The organism is Streptomyces sp. NPDC094143 (assembly GCF_040303825.1).
In the GTDB taxonomy this organism is placed as follows: Bacteria; Actinomycetota; Actinomycetes; order Streptomycetales; family Streptomycetaceae; genus Streptomyces.
Window position 1 is genome coordinate 62,432 of sequence record NZ_JBEOTZ010000008.1, and the last position, 14,800, is coordinate 77,231.

The window sequence follows — 14,800 nt, forward strand, 5'->3', positions numbered from 1 at the left end:
AGCGTATGAATCCCGGATAGGATGAGCCGCATGACGGAATCAGCCGGAGGCGGCCGGGACGCCAAGGCCGTGTCGAGGTTCGTCGAGTCCTTCGCGGCGCAGCTCGTCGAAGCCGGGATGGCGCGGATGCCCGCCCGGGTCTTCGCCGCGCTCCTCGCCTCCGACGAGGGCGTGATGACCGCCGCGGAACTGGGGGAGCAGCTGCGCATCAGCCCCGCGGCGGTGTCCGGGGCGGTGCGCTACCTGGCCCAGCAGCACATGGTCTCGCGCGAACGGGAGCCGGGTTCCCGCCGGGAGCGCTACCGGGTGCACGGCGACCAGTGGTACGAGGCCCTGACCAACCGGGAAGCCGTCATCAAGCGCTGGGAGGGCGCCCTGCGCGAGGGCGTCAGCAGCCTCGGCGCGGACACCCCGGCCGGCCGCCGGATGGCGGAGACGCTGGCGTTCTTCGAGTTCGTCGAGGTGGAGATCGTCGAGATGATGGAGCGCTGGCGCGCCCACCGGGAGAAGACGTTCGGACGGGGCTGAGACCCGGCAGGAGCTGGCAGGACCCGGCCTCACGGGCCCTCAGGCCCCCGCCGGCAAGGTCAGCCCCCACGCCCCCTCCCTCACCACCCACGTGCGGGTCCGCACCGGCCCCGAGACCATCGCGTCCGCCCGGTAGCGGAAGTGCGCCCCCGACACGGTCACCGTCCGGCCCCGCGCGAGCAGCGGCGAGGCCTCCGCTCCCACCGACACGGGTCTGACCTCCACCGACGCGGTCCCGGCGGCGCCCGGTGACACCGACACCGCCTCCACCGGCTGGTTCAGGTCGACGAGGGTCCGGCCGTCCACCTCGACCCGCAGCCGGGACGGTCCGGGCTCGGGCGCGGCGGCGGGCCGGGACGGGCGGGCGGCCGGCACCAGCGTGCGCACCAGGGACTGGCAGGTGCGCAGCCAGGGGCGGCCCGCCTCGGCGGCCTCGGACTCCGCCTCCTGCGGCGCGGCCGTCACCGGCGGTATGCGCAGCGCGCCGAGCACCACCCCGTCGCTGTCGTCCACCAGCAGGTCCATCCGGCGCTCCACCCCGTCCAGCACGGCCCGGGCCGCCGCCACCGTCCCCGTCGGCACCCCCAGCGACCGGGCCAGGGACAGCGCGCCGCCGACGGGCACCACCGACAGTGCGCATCCGGCCAGCTCCCGATGCCGGTGCAGCAGCGCCACCGTGCGGACCAGGGCCCGGTCGTCGCCCACCACCACCGGGCGCCGCGAGCCCCGGCGGCGCAGCGCCCGCGCGAACTCCTCGGGGCCGTCCGGCAGGCACAGCTTCATCGCCGCACCCGCTCCGAGCACGTCTTTCGCGATCCGTACGGACTCGCCGTCCCACCGACGGGCGACCGGGTCGACCACCACCAGCAGCTGCTCGGACCTCGCGGAAGTCGCCACCTCGGCCATGCCTCGCTTCCTCGGGTAGCATCTTTGTGCAAGAGCCCCTTGCGCTATTGCGCCAGGGGCTTCGTCTATTCCGGGGCATCCGGTCCGACGGTTGGCGGCCAACGGCGGTCGCGGTGCACGCGGCTGCAGACGCTCCGCGTTCGCCCTCGACCATGGACATGCCCCGCCCGGAAGGGGTGTACGCGCGTGCCCGCACTTGTGCTGCTCGGTGCTCAGTGGGGTGACGAAGGCAAGGGAAAGGCGACGGACCTGCTAGGCGGATCCGTCGACTACGTGGTGCGTTACCAGGGTGGTAACAACGCAGGCCACACGGTGGTCGTGGGCGACCAGAAGTACGCCCTGCACCTGCTCCCTTCCGGAATCCTGTCCCCCGGCTGCACGCCGGTCATCGGTAACGGCGTCGTCGTCGACCCGTCGGTCCTGCTCTCCGAGCTGAGCGGGCTGAACGAGCGTGGCGTCGACACGTCCAAGCTCCTCATCAGCGGAAACGCGCACATCATCACGCCGTACAACGTGACGGTGGACAAGGTGACCGAGCGCTTCCTCGGCAAGCGGAAGATCGGCACCACCGGGCGCGGCATCGGCCCGACCTACGCCGACAAGATCAACCGCGTCGGCATCCGCGTGCAGGACCTCTACGACGAGTCGATCCTCACCCAGAAGGTCGAGGCGGCCCTCGACGTCAAGAACCAGATCCTCACCAAGCTGTACAACCGGCGCGCGATCGCCGTGGACCAGGTGGTCGAGGAGCTGCTGGGCTACGCCGACAAGCTCGCCCCGTACGTCGCCGACACCGTCCTGGTCCTCAACCAGGCGCTGGAGGAGGACAAGGTCGTCCTGTTCGAGGGCGGCCAGGGCACGCTGCTCGACATCGACCACGGCACGTACCCCTTCGTCACCTCGTCCAACCCGACCGCGGGCGGCGCCTGCACGGGCGCGGGCGTGGGCCCGACGAAGATCAGCCGGGTCATCGGCATCCTCAAGGCGTACACGACCCGGGTCGGGGCCGGCCCGTTCCCGACGGAGCTGTTCGACGAGGACGGCGAGGCGCTGCGGCGCATCGGCGGCGAGCGCGGTGTCACCACCGGCCGGGACCGCCGCTGCGGCTGGTTCGACGCGGTCATCGCCCGCTACGCGACCCGCGTGAACGGTCTGACCGACTTCTTCCTCACCAAGCTCGACGTGCTCACCGGCTGGGAGCAGATCCCGGTCTGCGTCGCGTACGAGATCGACGGCAGGCGCGTCGAGGAGCTGCCCTACTCCCAGACCGACTTCCACCACGCCAAGCCGGTCTACGAGATGCTCCCGGGCTGGAACGAGGACATCTCCAAGGCGAAGACCTTCGCCGACCTGCCGAAGAACGCCCAGGCGTACGTCAAGGCGCTGGAGGAGATGTCCGGCGCCCCGATCTCCGCGATCGGCGTCGGCCCGGGCCGCGACGAGACGATCGAGATCAACTCCTTCATCTGACGCGTCCTCACGTCCGCCGGCCGCTCCCCGTCCCCGGGGGGCGGCCGGCGCCGTCTCGCCGGGAGAGTTGCCGGGAACGGGCATAGGCTGAGAACCACACCCCGCGTGTCGACGCAGAAGAAGGTGAGTGCGATGCGCGTACTGCTCAAGGCCCGCATGGACACGGAGAGGGCCAACGAGGCCATCCGCAACGGCACCATGGGCAAGCTGCTCCAGGAGTCGCTGGAGCAGATCAAGCCGGAAGCGGCCTACTTCACCTCCGACCAGGGCAAGCGGACCGCCTACCTGGTCTTCGACATGCAGGACAGCTCGCAGATGCCGGTGCTCAGCGAGCCCTTCTTCCTCCACCTGGGCGCGGAGATCACCTACACGCCGGTGATGAACGTCGAGGACGTGCAGAAGGGCCTGGCCCAGCTGGGCCGCTGAACCACCGGCTCAGCTGAAGACGATCATCGAGCCCTGGGCCAGGCTGCGGGTCACGGCGGCGTGCAGGCCGAGCCAGACGTGCCGTTCCCGGGCGAAGGGGCTCGGATCGTACGGGGCCGGAACGGCGGGTTCCTCCAGCTCCGTCGGGGCGAGCGGCGGCTGGGGGGCCGCCGGCGGGTTGGCCGGGTCGATGCCGATCACGGGGGCGACCACCTCCAGTTCCCGCAGCAGGGCGTGCGAGGAGCCCAGCGGGCCGCCGCCGGCGAGCAGCTCGTCGTCGGCGAGCGGGCTGGGGAAGTCGACGGGGACGTACGCGCCCGCGTGGTCGTAGTGCCAGACCAGGTGGGACTGCTGGGCCGTCGACTCGAACATCTCCAGCAACTGCTCGTAGTCGCCGCCCAGTTCGTCCACCGGCGTCACCGGCAGCCCGCACACCTGGAGCAGGTAGGCGCGGCGCAGGAAGTGCAGCGCGTCGTAGTCGAAGCCCGCGACCGGGGCGACGTCGCCCGACAGCCCCGGCATGTACTGGTACACCGGCACCGGCGGCAGCCCGGCCTCGGCGAGCACCTTGTTGTATTGCGCGAGTTCCTCGGCGAAGGGGTTGTCCGGCGTGTGGCACAACACGTCGACGAGCGGTACCAGCCACAGATCACAGGCCAAAGAAGGCTCCTCGCTCAGCGCGGTGGTCGGGTAGCACGGTGGTCGGGTAGCACGGTGGTCAGGGAAGAGTAGCGGTGCGGCGCGGTCGCGGCTCCTGCCGTGCATGTCCCATACCCACACGAACGGATGCGACGCGGCTCAACCGGAGGCAAGACGCTCGATCAGGGCGAGCGAGTGGGTGTCGTAGCCGGCGATGATCGCCCGGGCGGTGTCGGTGTCGCGGGCACCCAGGGCGTCGACCAGTTCGGTGTGGCCCGCCCATAGCTCGCCCCGCAGGTCGCCGAGCCGGCGCAGGTACTGCACCGCGCACACCCAGGTCCGCACGCGCAGCCGGTGCAGGAAGTCGGCGAGGTAGGGGTTGCCGAAGACCGCGGCGAGCTCGCGCCAGAAGCGCAGGTCGTAGCCGATGAGCACGGTCAGGTCCCCGGCCGCGGCGGCCCGCTGGGCCTCCTCGCCGCGCCGCCGGACCCCGGCGAGGGTCGCCGCCACACGGGGATCGTCGGTCCGTATGGCGGCGCGCTGCCCGGTGAGCAGGGCGTGGAACATCCCCTCGATGACCAGGTCGCGGGCCTCGATCATGCCGCGGAAGTCCTCGACCGAGTACTCGTGGACCCGGAAGCCGCGGTGCTGGTCCGCCTCCAGCAGCCCCTGGGCGGAGAGGTCGACCAGCGCCTCCCGCACCGGCGTCGCGGAGACGCCGTACTGCTCGGCGATCTCCTTGACCGTGAACTCCTGCCCCGGCTGGAGCCGCCCGGCCAGCACCTCGTCACGAAGGGCGTCGGCGATCTGCTGGCGCAGGGTGCTGCGCATCACGGCGCCGGTGCCGGTGCTGCCGGGCATGGTCAGGGCGTCTCCCTCGTCGCGTTCGGGTGGCGTGCGCGTATATGTCTACGAGCACGCCACCTTACGCGTTCGAACGAGACCCGAGAATGTCGGTTACTGACGGGTTTACAGCTGCTTACGCCGTGTACTCGTCGGCCACCGACAGTGCCGAGTCGAGCACGGCCAGGCCTTCCTTCAGTTCCGCCTCGGTGACGGTGCAGGGCGGCACCACGTGCGTCCGGTTCATGTTCACGAACGGCCACAGCCCGCCCGCCTTCGCGGCGGCGGCGAAGGCGGCCATCGGCGCGTTCGCCTCCCCGGCCGCGTTGTACGGCACCAGCGGCTCGCGCGTCTCGCGGTCGCGCACCAGCTCCAGCGCCCAGAACATGCCCACGCCGCGCACCTCGCCGACGCTCGGGTGCCGCTCGGCGAGCGCCCGCAGCTCCGGTTCGACGACGGACGCCCCCAGGCGGGCCGCGTTCTCGACCACGCCCTCCTCCGCCATGACACCGATCGTCGCGACGGCGGCGGCGCACGCCAGCGGGTGACCCGAGTACGTCAGACCGCCCGGGTAGGGCCGCTTCCCGAACGTCTCCGCGATCGCGCCGGAGATCGCCACCCCGCCCAGCGGCACATAGCCGCTGTTCACGCCCTTGGCGAAGGTCAGCAGGTCGGGTGTGACGCCGAACAGGTCCGCGGCGAACCACTCACCGGTCCGCCCGAACCCGGCCATGACCTCGTCCAGGACGAAGACGATCCCGTGCTGGTCGCACAGCTCGCGCACCCCGGCCAGATAGCCGGGCGGCGGGACCATGATCCCGGCCGTGCCCGGGATGGTCTCCAGGATGATCGCCGCGATCGTCGAGGGACCCTCGAAGGCGATCGTCGTCTCCAGGTGCTCCAGCGCCCGGGCGCACTCCTGCTCCTCGGTCTCGGCGTAGAAGCGGGAGCGGTAGAGGTAGGGAGCCCAGAAGTGCACGACCCCGGCCGTGCCGCTGTCGGAGGCCCAGCGGCGCGGGTCGCCGGTGACGTTCACGGCCTGCTGGGTGCCGCCGTGGTAGGAGCGGTACGCCGAGAGCACCTTCGGCCGGCCGGTGTGCAGCCGGGCCATCCGGATCGCGTGCTCGACGGCGTCGGCGCCGCCGTTGGTGAAGAAGATCTTGTCCAGGTCGCCCGGGGTCCGCTCGGCGATCAGCCGGGCCGCCTCCGACCGCGCCTCGACGGCGAAGGCGGGCGCGAAGGTCGCCAGCCGTCCCGCCTGCTCCTGGATCGCGGCGACGACCCTCGGGTGCTGGTAGCCGATGTTCGTGTAGACGAGCCCGCTGGAGAAGTCGAGGTAGCGCTTGCCGTCGTAGTCCCAGAAGTACGACCCCTCGGCACCGGCGACGGCGAGCGGGTCGATGAGCTCCTGGGCGGACCAGGAGTGGAACACGTGGGCACGGTCGGCGGCCTTCACGGCGGCGCCGGCTTCGGGGTTCGGCTGAGGGGTCATGCGGGCGAGCGTAGGCGCGCAGGAGCGGGCGGTGGTATCGGCGGCCTGTCTGGCGTGCGCCGCATTCCGCGACACGTTGTCCATGCGGGCCCCGATCAATTGACAGGGTGCTGTCGAGATGTCAACATACTGTCATATGGCACAGGCTCCGAGGAGGAACCATGAACGCCACCGCAGGCCGCAAGCCCGTCCATCTCGCCGTCTACGACACCTTCGCCGACTGGGAGACCGGCCACACCACGGCCCACCTCGCCCGCGCCGGCCACGAGATCCGCACGGTCGGCCCGTCCACCGCCCCGGTCACCAGCATCGGCGGCCTGCGCATCCAGCCCGGCCTGGCCCTGGAGGACGTACGGCCCGAGGACAGCTCCCTGCTGATCCTCCCGGGCGCCGACCTCTGGGACACATCAGGCGACCTGGCCCCCTTCGCCCGCACGGCCCGCGCCTTCCTGGCGGCGGGCGTCCCGGTCGCCGCGATCTGCGGGGCCACCGCCGGACTGGCCCGGGAAGGCCTGCTCGACGACCGGACTCACACCAGCGCGGTCTCCTTCTACCTGGCCGCGACCGGCTACGCGGGCGGCGAGCGCTACGTCGAGGCCGACGCCGTCACCGACCGGGGCCTGGTCACCGCCGGCCCGACCGAGCCCGTCGCCTTCGCCCGGGAGGTCCTGCGGCTGCTCGGGGTGTACGAGGGTGAGGTGCTGGACGCCTGGTACCGGCTCTTCCACGACTCCGACGCGACGGCGTACGCGGTGCTGGAGAAGGCCGGGGCGCTGTGAGCCGGGAGCGTCAGGAGCTGCTCAGCCGCAGCGCCCTCGGGGTGTTCCGGCTCAACGGCCAGTTCCTCGCCGTCGCGGAGGAACTGGCCCGGCCGGCCGGGCTCACCGCCGCCTGGTGGCAGGTGCTCGGCGCGGTCCTGGGCGAGCCGCTGCCCGTCTCGGGCATCGCCCGCGCCATGGGCATCACCCGGCAGAGCGTGCAGCGCGTCGCCGACCTGCTGGTGGAGCGGGGGCTCGCGGAGTACCGGCCGAACCCGGCGCACCGCCGGGCCAAGCTCCTCGCCCCGACCGGGGAGGGCCGCGCGGCCGTCGCCCGCATCGACCCCGGGCACGCGGCCTTCGCCGACCGGCTGGCCGAGGCGTTCGGGGAGGCGGAACTGGCGGAGGCGGTGCGGATGCTGGAGCGGCTGTCGCAGGTGCTCGACGGGGCGGGGCCGCCTGTTACGGAACCGTAGACGTCTCCCAGGTCGCCCGGCCCCCGCCCCGCACTATTCTCGATCCGTTGCTCGCGTGTGGGGGAAGGCGGCTGAGCGATGGAGACGTTGGGACCGGGGGATCCGCAGCACATCGGTGCGTACCGGTTGCTGGCGCGGCTCGGTGCGGGAGGCATGGGACACGTGTACCTGGCCCGCTCGGAGCGGGGCCGCACCGTCGCCGTGAAGCTGGTCCGCGAGGAACTGGCCGCGCAGGAGGAGTTCCGCGAGCGGTTCCGGCAGGAGGTGCGGGCCGCGCGGCAGGTCGGCGGGTACTGGACGGCGCCGGTGCTGGACGCGGACACCGAGGCCGCCGTGCCGTGGGTCGCCACCGGGTACGTCGCCGGGCCGAGCCTGCAGCAGGTCGTCGGGCACGACCACGGGGCCCTGCCGGAGCGGACCGTGCGCATCCTCGCGGCCGGGCTCGCGCACGCGCTCCAGGACATCCACGCGGCCGGCATCGTCCACCGCGACCTCAAGCCGTCCAACGTGCTCGTCACCATCGACGGCCCGCGCGTCATCGACTTCGGCATCGCGCGTGCCCTGGAGACGGTGACCGACGGCGGGCTCACGCGCACCGGCGCGCTCGTCGGATCGCCGGGCTTCATGGCGCCCGAGCAGGTGCGGGGCGACCGCATCACCCCGGCGTGCGACGTCTTCTGCCTCGGCTCGGTCCTCGCCTACGCCGCCACCGGCAAGCTGCCGTTCGGCACCGCCAACAGCGGCGTGCACGCCCTGATGTTCCGCATCGCCCAGGAGGAACCGGACCTGGAGGGCGTGCCGGAGGGCATCGCCGACCTGGTCCGCGACTGCCTGCGCAAGGACCCGGCCGCCCGGCCGTCCCTCGACCACGTCCTGCGGCGCACGGGCGCGGACGACACCGTCGCCGACGGCCGCGCCCTCGACCCGTGGCTCCCGAGCGCACTGGTGGCCCAACTGGGGCGGCACGCGGTGCGGTTGCTGGACGCGGAGAACCCGGAGGGCGAACCGGCACCGGGCCCCGGGCCGGGATCCCGGGCCGGGGCGGACGCGGCGGGCGGCGCCGGTGGGGAAAGCGGGTCGCCTGCACCCGGCTCTCAGGGCCCGGATCCCGCGGACCGACCCGGCCCGGGTCCGGCGGGCCGACCCGGCTCCGGTCCGGCGGACCAATACGCCTCGGGTCCGGCGGGCCTACCTGCCTCCGGTCCGGCGGACCAATCTGCCTCCGGTCCGGCGGGCCTACCTGCCTACGGTCCGGCGGGCCTACCTGCCTACGGTCCGGCGGACCAATCTGCCTACGGTCCGGCGGACCAACCTGCCTCGGGTCCGGCGGGTCCTTCCGGTCCTGCGAGGCCCTCGGGTCCGGCGGGCTCTTCCGGCTCCGCCGGTGCCGGTGGTGTCGGCGGTGCCGCTTCCGCCGGTGCCGTCGGGCCGTCCGGCCCCGGCTCCGCCCCCGCCGGGCGCCCCGCACACCCCGGTCACGGCCCCGAGCACGCCCCGACCGGCGGCCCCGGCGCCACCCCGGAACACGCCCACGTAGCCGACGCGTCCGGTCCCGGCCCCGTGCCGCCGGTGCCCGGTCCGCCTCCGCCGGGTGCGCCGGGCTCGGGGACGCCGGGTGTCCCGGGCTCGGGGGCGCCGCTGAATCACCTGCCCACCATGGTCGCGGGCCAGGGCCGGCCCACCCCCGCACCCCCCGGCCCGGGCATCCCGCCGCATGCCCGGACGCCTCCGCCCCCGTACCCGGCCTACGGCTACCCGCAGCAGCACCCCCAGCCCGGCTCCCCGGGCGGTGCCGCACCGGCGTACCCCGGCTACGGCGGACTCGGTTCCACCCCGCCCTACGGGCCGCCGCCCTACGGCCCGACCCCGCCGTACGGTCCCGGGCAGGAGCCGCCCCGGCGCGACGGCCGGTCCACCGCGCTGCTCGTCGTGATCGCCCTGGTCGTGGCGCTGGCGGCGGGCGGGACGGTGTACGCCCTGATGCAGGGCGGCGGCGGGGACGGGACCGGCGACCACGCGCAGCCCTCCCCGACGCACAGCACCGGCGCGCCCCCGACCACCCAGGGCCCGTCGCCGACGGCCTCCCCCTCCCCGGCGGACGGCACGATCCCGACGGCGTACCTCGGCACCTGGACCACCACCATCGACAACGCCGACGGACAGCACACCCGCCGGCTCACCCTCCAGCAGGGCGAGCCGGGCGACACGGTCCTGTCCCTCGTGGCGGACGGCCCGACCAAGGGCGGCGGCACCTACCACTGCGTGTTCGAGGGCGAACTGACCGCCGCGCCCGGCGCCGACGGCCCGCTGAGGATCGGCCCGTCCACCGTGACCGTCGGCCAGCCGCGCACCGCCTGCACCCCGGGCGCGGCCACCGAGATCACCGTCCTGCCGGACGGCACGCTCCAGCGCACCAACACGAGCAGCGGCGAACGGCTGACGTACACGAGGCAGTGACGAACTCTCCTGCTGCGGCGCATGCCTGAGGGGTCGGCGCCCCCGGCCCCGGGAGGACGACGGAACTGGTGCGGACCGGGGTCCCGACTCCGGCCTCGCGGGCTACGAGGTGGTCTGGCGGGAGACGACGTCGCCGGAGTGGACCCACGTGATCCCGGTGGGCGACGTGACGGCCCACGGGGTGGACCTGTCGAAGACAACGTGTTCTTCGGCGCGCGGGCGGCCGGCAGGCCGGGCCTGCGCAGCCCGGTCGCGTTCCCCGACCCGGCGTGACGCCGGGCCGCTCCGGCCGCCTGCGCCGCTCCGGCCGTCCGAGCCGCTCAGGCCGCTCCGGGCTGCTCCGGCTGCCTGCGCCGCTCCGGCCGTCCGAGCCGCTCAGGCCGCTCCGGGCTGCCTGCGCCGCCCCGGCCGCCTAGGCCGTCCAGGCCGTCCGGGCCACTCCGGCCGTCCGGGCCGCCTGGGCTGCCCCGGCCGTCCAGGTAGTCCGGGTCGTCCAGGCTGCCTGCGCCGCTCCGGCTGCCTGCGCCGCTCCGGCCGTCCGGGCTACCTGGGCCGCTCCGGCCGTCCAGGTCGTCTGGGCCGCTCCGGCCGTCCGGGCCGCTCCGGCCCCATCCGGGCTGTCTGGGCCGCCTGGGCCGTCCCGGTCGTCTGCGCCGCTCCGGCCGTCCGGGCTGACCGGGCTGCCCGGGTCCTCACCTCGGCTCCGGCGGGCGCTGGCGGGGCATGTTCGGACGGGGCCCGCCGTGCGGCGGCACGGGGAACCTGCCGTTCACGCCTCCCGCCTCCGCCGACCGGCCCCCGCCCGGGAACACCACCGCCTGCACGCCCACCGGCGCGCCCCCGCCCCGGAACTCCCCCATCCAGTCGGCCGTCTCCACGCGCACCAGCTCGGTGACGTCCTCGGAGAACCTCCGCAGCACCCCCAGGCACCGCTCGGCCGCATCCCCGGCCGTGCCCTCCGTCGGCCCCAGCACCTCGCGCACGCTCTCGGCCGCCCAGTCGAACTGCAGCGCCTGCAACCGCCGCTGCACGGCCTGCGCGGTCGCCACGTCCCGCATCCACCCGGACGTCAGCCCGAAGTACCGGTCGACGGCCACGCACGCCACGCCCAGCAGCAGCGCCAGACACCCCCAGGGCGCGATCCCGCCCACCACCCCGGTCAGGTCCAGCAGCGGCAGGGCGACCCCGGTCACCGCCCCCACCGCGGCCCCGCAGCGCAGGCTCCGCGCGCACCGCCGCTTCCACACCCGGTCCGCCAGGTACCAGGCCGCCGTGCACAGCGCCCCGCGCTCCACCCACCGGTACAGCTCGTCCAGCCGGGCCGCCGGCTCGCCCCAGTCCCCGAGCGGAAGGGGCCGCCCGGTCAGATCGCCCGGCCGCGGCCGGGCCGCCTGCTCGCCACGCCCGTCCTGAGGCGGCCCCTCGGGCTGCATCTCCGGCTGACCCACCCGGCACTCCCTACTGAGCACGAACGACCACGCACGGTGCGCTCACCGATCACGCTGCGCGACCCACCGACGCGACCCACCGACACGACGACCCGACCCACGTGACACACCCGACACGCATGACACGTGAGGTCCGCGTCCGGAACGCGCCGGACCCTTCCTACCCCCCTGTGGGTGGCGAAGGCGTGGCTTTCGCCGCTTTTCCGCCCGGAAGTATTCCTTGATCGGTTATGGGGCGCGAGGGGGACTCACTCGAAAGAGTGCCGGGGCGACGGCAGGCGCGACCACGTAGGCTCGTGCCGAACGGGAAAACCCGTACCGAGCAAGGAGCTGATCGTGATCCCCGGTGGTGGCCAGCCCAACATGCAGCAGCTGCTTCAGCAGGCCCAGAAGATGCAGCAGGACCTGGCGCGGGCGCAGGAGGAACTGGCGCAGACGGAGGTCGACGGGCAGGCGGGCGGCGGCCTGGTGAAGGCCACCGTCACCGGCGCCGGCGAGCTGCGGGCCCTGAAGATCGACCCGAAGGCGGTGGACCCGGAGGACACCGAGACCCTCGCCGACCTCGTCGTGGCGGCCGTGCAGGCGGCCAACGAGAACGCGCAGGCGCTCCAGCAGCAGAAGCTGGGCCCGCTCGCGCAGGGCCTGGGCGGCGGCGGCATCCCCGGCCTGCCGTTCTGACCCCGCGTACCGCCTTCCTCGGACAGGCGGCTGACAACTACGGTACGTACGGGAGGTCGCGTACCGGCCTCGAAGATCCCAGAAGGGCAGTCCGTTGTACGAAGGCGTGGTCCAGGACCTGATCGACGAGCTGGGGCGGCTGCCCGGCGTCGGTCCCAAGAGCGCCCAGCGGATCGCCTTCCACATCCTCCAGGCGGAGCCGACGGACGTACGGCGTCTCGCGCAGGCCCTGATGGAGGTCAAGGCGAAGGTCCGCTTCTGCGCGACCTGCGGCAACGTCGCGCAGGAGGAGCTGTGCAACATCTGCCGCGACACCCGCCGCGACCGGGCCGTCATCTGCGTGGTCGAGGAGCCCAAGGACGTCGTGGCGATCGAGCGCACGCGCGAGTTCCGGGGCCGGTACCACGTCCTGGGCGGCGCGATCAGCCCGATCGACGGGGTGGGCCCGGACGACCTGCGCATCAGGGAGCTCCTGGCCCGTCTCGCCGACGGCACCGTCACCGAGCTCATCCTCGCCACGGACCCGAACCTGGAGGGCGAGGCGACGGCGACGTACCTCGCCCGCATGATCAAACCGATGGGCCTGAAGGTCACCCGCCTGGCCAGCGGCCTCCCGGTGGGCGGCGACCTGGAATACGCGGACGAGGTCACGCTCGGCCGCGCCTTCGAGGGGAGACGACTCCTAGATGTCTGACGCCACGCTGCACGCGACCGACCAGAATCCGGACGACTTCGCGGTCCAGATCGCGGACCAGATCGAGAGCTTCCTGGTCGCCGTCACGGAGGTCGCCAAGGGCGACGAGCCGGAATCGGCCGTGCCCTTCCTCCTCCTGGAGGTCTCCCAGCTCCTCCTGGCCGGCGGCCGGCTCGGCGCGCACGAGGACATCGTGCCCGACGAGCGCTACGAGCCCGACACGGGCCCGGACGCGGACGTCGACGAGCTGCGCGAGAACCTGGCCCGCCTGCTGGACCCCGTCGACGTCTACTCCGAGGTCTTCGACCCGTACGAGCCCCGCAAGGCCCCCGTGCCGGCCCGGATCTCCGACGACCTCACGGACGTCATCACGGACCTGCGCCACGGCATGGCCCACTACCGCGCCGGGCGCACCACCGAGGCCCTGTGGTGGTGGCAGTTCTCGTACTTCTCCAACTGGGGCTCCACCGCCTCGGCCACCCTGCGGGCCCTGCAGTCGGTCCTCGCCCACGTCCGCCTCGACCAGCCCCTCGCCGAACTCGACGGGCTGGACACGGACCAGGGCATGGGCGACGACACGCTGGAGATCGAGGCGGGCCGGGTCATGGCGGAGGAGATCGCGGGCCCCCTGGGGCTGCGCCCGGCCAAGTGACCGGTCAGAGCGGAACGGCCGTGCCGGTGACGGCGATTCCGGTGTCCGTGCCCTCCGGCACCGACACCGTGATCACGCTCGGCCGTCCCATGTCGGCGCCCTGATGGATCGTCAGCGTGACCGGAGGCGTGACGAGTCCGAGTTCCCTGAGGTAGCCGCCGAACGCGGCCGCCGCCGCGCCCGTCGCCGGGTCCTCGACGACACCGCCGGGCGGGAACGGGTTGCGGGCGTGGAAGACCGTGGGTGACTCCCGCCGGACCAGGTCGATCGTGGTCCAGCCGGCGCGGGCCATGAGGGCGGTCAGCGCGGGCATGTCGTACTCCAGGCCGGCCAGCCGCTCCCGGCTCGCGGCGGCGATGACCGGGTGCCAGGCCCCGCCGTAGGCCACGCGCGGCGGCAGGTCCGGGTCCAGGTCCGCCGCCGACCAGCCCAGGATCCCCAGGAGTTCGGCCAGGTCCGCCTCGCCGATCGGCGCCGTGCGCGGCGCGACGCTCACCAGGGTCGCCACGAGCGTGCCGTCCGCCGCCCGCTCGGTCGTGACGGGGACCAGGCCCGCCGCCGTGCGCAGCAGCAGGCGCCCGGTGCCGTGCCGCTGAGCGTGGGCCACGGCCGTCGCGACCGTGGCGTGGCCGCAGAAGGGCACCTCGGCCAGCGGGCTGAAGTACCTGACGGCCAGGGAGCCGTCGCAGGCCGGGGTGACGAACGCCGTTTCCGAGTAGCCCACTTCGGCGGCCGCCGCCAGCATCGCCGCCTCGTCGGCACCGCTCGCGTCGAGCACCACCCCCGCGGGATTGCCGCCCCCGGGATCCGTGCTGAACGCCACGTAGCGCAGTATCTCCATGGCGCCGAAGGTAACGCGCGCACGGTGTCCCCGCGGCCGGGTTTTCCCGCGCCCCGTCCGCCGGCGCGATGACGGCCCCAGGGCGACGGGACGTGCGACGGCGTTGACGTGGACGGGATCGGGCTGTGCGCGGCCGGGGCACTCGGGCCGGTCGTGGGGGCGGTGCTGGACGTCGAGGCGGCCGACCCCTGAGCCGGTGTGGCCGGCGGCGCCGCCGCGCTGATCGGCCTGGCGCTGGTGCTGTACGGAAGGGCCGCGGGGCAGCGCGTCCGGCGGTACGCCGGTCACGCGGGCGGCCCGCGGTCGGTCGCCGCGGGCGGCACCATCGGCACGGTCCCCGACGGGCGGCGGCCCGGCGCCCCCGTCACCCGCGCCCCCGCCGCCGGGAGCCCCGGCGTCCCCCGGCCCGTCCGGCCCGCCGGCGCCCCGGACCGTGACCGCCTCCGGCGAGCGCTCGATCGCCGCGGGCGGTGACATCGGCTCCGCCTCGAC

16 protein-coding genes are annotated in these 14,800 nt (G+C 73.9%); 10 read left to right on the plus strand and 6 right to left on the minus strand.

Features of this window, described 5'->3' with window-relative positions; genetic code table 11:
* Positions 1–30: 30 nt before the first annotated feature.
* A complete protein-coding gene (locus tag ABTZ58_RS13115; protein WP_351354583.1) occupies positions 31–528 on the plus strand; it encodes a GbsR/MarR family transcriptional regulator in 498 nt (165 codons plus the stop codon).
* A gap of 39 nt (positions 529–567) precedes the next feature.
* On the opposite strand, the gene ABTZ58_RS13120 is transcribed toward ABTZ58_RS13115, so the two are convergent.
* The gene (locus ABTZ58_RS13120; RefSeq protein ID WP_351354586.1) at positions 568–1,434 is read right to left on the minus strand and encodes a diacylglycerol kinase; all 867 of its coding nucleotides are present in this window, start codon (positions 1,432–1,434) and stop codon (positions 568–570) included.
* A 186-nt stretch (positions 1,435–1,620) separates the two neighbouring features.
* Between ABTZ58_RS13120 and ABTZ58_RS13125 the strand changes: the two genes are divergently transcribed.
* A complete protein-coding gene (locus ABTZ58_RS13125; RefSeq protein ID WP_351354589.1) occupies positions 1,621–2,904 on the plus strand; it encodes an adenylosuccinate synthase in 1,284 nt (427 codons plus the stop codon).
* Positions 2,905–3,036: 132 nt separating this feature from the next.
* Entirely contained in the window at positions 3,037–3,330 is a 294-nt protein-coding gene (locus tag ABTZ58_RS13130) for an alkaline phosphatase family protein (protein ID WP_309097990.1), read from the plus strand.
* A gap of 9 nt (positions 3,331–3,339) precedes the next feature.
* On the opposite strand, the gene ABTZ58_RS13135 is transcribed toward ABTZ58_RS13130, so the two are convergent.
* From ABTZ58_RS13135 to ABTZ58_RS13145, 3 genes are all read right to left on the minus strand, one after another.
* Complete coding sequence (locus ABTZ58_RS13135; protein ID WP_309097989.1) at positions 3,340–3,990, minus strand: putative DNA-mimic protein; 651 nt, start codon at positions 3,988–3,990, stop codon at positions 3,340–3,342.
* A gap of 138 nt (positions 3,991–4,128) precedes the next feature.
* Positions 4,129–4,830, minus strand: coding sequence for a GntR family transcriptional regulator (locus tag ABTZ58_RS13140; RefSeq protein ID WP_351354592.1), 702 nt, complete (start codon positions 4,828–4,830; stop codon positions 4,129–4,131).
* Between the two features lie 118 nt (positions 4,831–4,948).
* Positions 4,949–6,304 (minus strand): aspartate aminotransferase family protein, encoded by a 1,356-nt coding sequence (locus ABTZ58_RS13145; protein ID WP_351354595.1) that lies wholly within the window; start codon positions 6,302–6,304, stop codon positions 4,949–4,951.
* A 161-nt stretch (positions 6,305–6,465) separates the two neighbouring features.
* Between ABTZ58_RS13145 and ABTZ58_RS13150 the strand changes: the two genes are divergently transcribed.
* The 3 genes from ABTZ58_RS13150 to ABTZ58_RS13160 all read left to right on the plus strand — a co-directional run bounded on the left by ABTZ58_RS13150 (position 6,466) and on the right by ABTZ58_RS13160 (position 9,995).
* On the plus strand, positions 6,466–7,083 hold the full coding sequence (locus ABTZ58_RS13150; RefSeq protein WP_351354598.1) for a type 1 glutamine amidotransferase family protein: 618 nt from the start codon (positions 6,466–6,468) through the stop codon (positions 7,081–7,083).
* Positions 7,080–7,538 (plus strand): MarR family winged helix-turn-helix transcriptional regulator, encoded by a 459-nt coding sequence (locus ABTZ58_RS13155; protein WP_351354601.1) that lies wholly within the window; start codon positions 7,080–7,082, stop codon positions 7,536–7,538. The genes ABTZ58_RS13150 and ABTZ58_RS13155 overlap by 4 nt, the downstream gene beginning before the upstream one ends.
* A 78-nt stretch (positions 7,539–7,616) precedes the next feature.
* On the plus strand, positions 7,617–9,995 hold the full coding sequence (locus tag ABTZ58_RS13160) for a serine/threonine-protein kinase (protein ID WP_351354604.1): 2,379 nt from the start codon (positions 7,617–7,619) through the stop codon (positions 9,993–9,995).
* 692 nt (positions 9,996–10,687) lie between these two features.
* Here the strand turns inward: ABTZ58_RS13160 and ABTZ58_RS13165 are convergent.
* Entirely contained in the window at positions 10,688–11,443 is a 756-nt protein-coding gene (locus tag ABTZ58_RS13165) for an SLATT domain-containing protein (protein WP_351354607.1), read from the minus strand.
* A gap of 336 nt (positions 11,444–11,779) precedes the next feature.
* On the opposite strand from ABTZ58_RS13165, the gene ABTZ58_RS13170 reads away from it, so the two are divergent.
* The 3 genes from ABTZ58_RS13170 to ABTZ58_RS13180 all read left to right on the plus strand — a co-directional run bounded on the left by ABTZ58_RS13170 (position 11,780) and on the right by ABTZ58_RS13180 (position 13,467).
* Complete coding sequence (locus ABTZ58_RS13170; protein ID WP_309095136.1) at positions 11,780–12,121, plus strand: YbaB/EbfC family nucleoid-associated protein; 342 nt, start codon at positions 11,780–11,782, stop codon at positions 12,119–12,121.
* Positions 12,122–12,215: 94 nt separating this feature from the next.
* Positions 12,216–12,815 carry a recombination mediator RecR gene (recR, locus tag ABTZ58_RS13175; RefSeq protein WP_248510666.1) on the plus strand — a complete coding sequence of 200 codons (600 nt, stop codon included), beginning with the start codon at positions 12,216–12,218 and terminating at the stop codon, positions 12,813–12,815.
* The gene (locus ABTZ58_RS13180) at positions 12,808–13,467 is read left to right on the plus strand and encodes a DUF5063 domain-containing protein (RefSeq protein ID WP_351354611.1); all 660 of its coding nucleotides are present in this window, start codon (positions 12,808–12,810) and stop codon (positions 13,465–13,467) included. Before recR ends, ABTZ58_RS13180 begins: the two co-directional genes overlap by 8 nt.
* A gap of 4 nt (positions 13,468–13,471) precedes the next feature.
* Here the strand turns inward: ABTZ58_RS13180 and ABTZ58_RS13185 are convergent, their stop codons facing one another.
* Entirely contained in the window at positions 13,472–14,308 is an 837-nt protein-coding gene (locus ABTZ58_RS13185; protein ID WP_351354614.1) for a PhzF family phenazine biosynthesis protein, read from the minus strand.
* 198 nt (positions 14,309–14,506) lie between these two features.
* Here ABTZ58_RS13185 and ABTZ58_RS13190 point away from each other — a divergent pair, with 198 nt between their 5' ends.
* Positions 14,507–14,782, plus strand: a complete 276-nt coding sequence (locus ABTZ58_RS13190; protein ID WP_351354617.1) for a hypothetical protein — start codon at positions 14,507–14,509, stop codon at positions 14,780–14,782.
* Positions 14,783–14,800 lie beyond the last annotated feature (18 nt).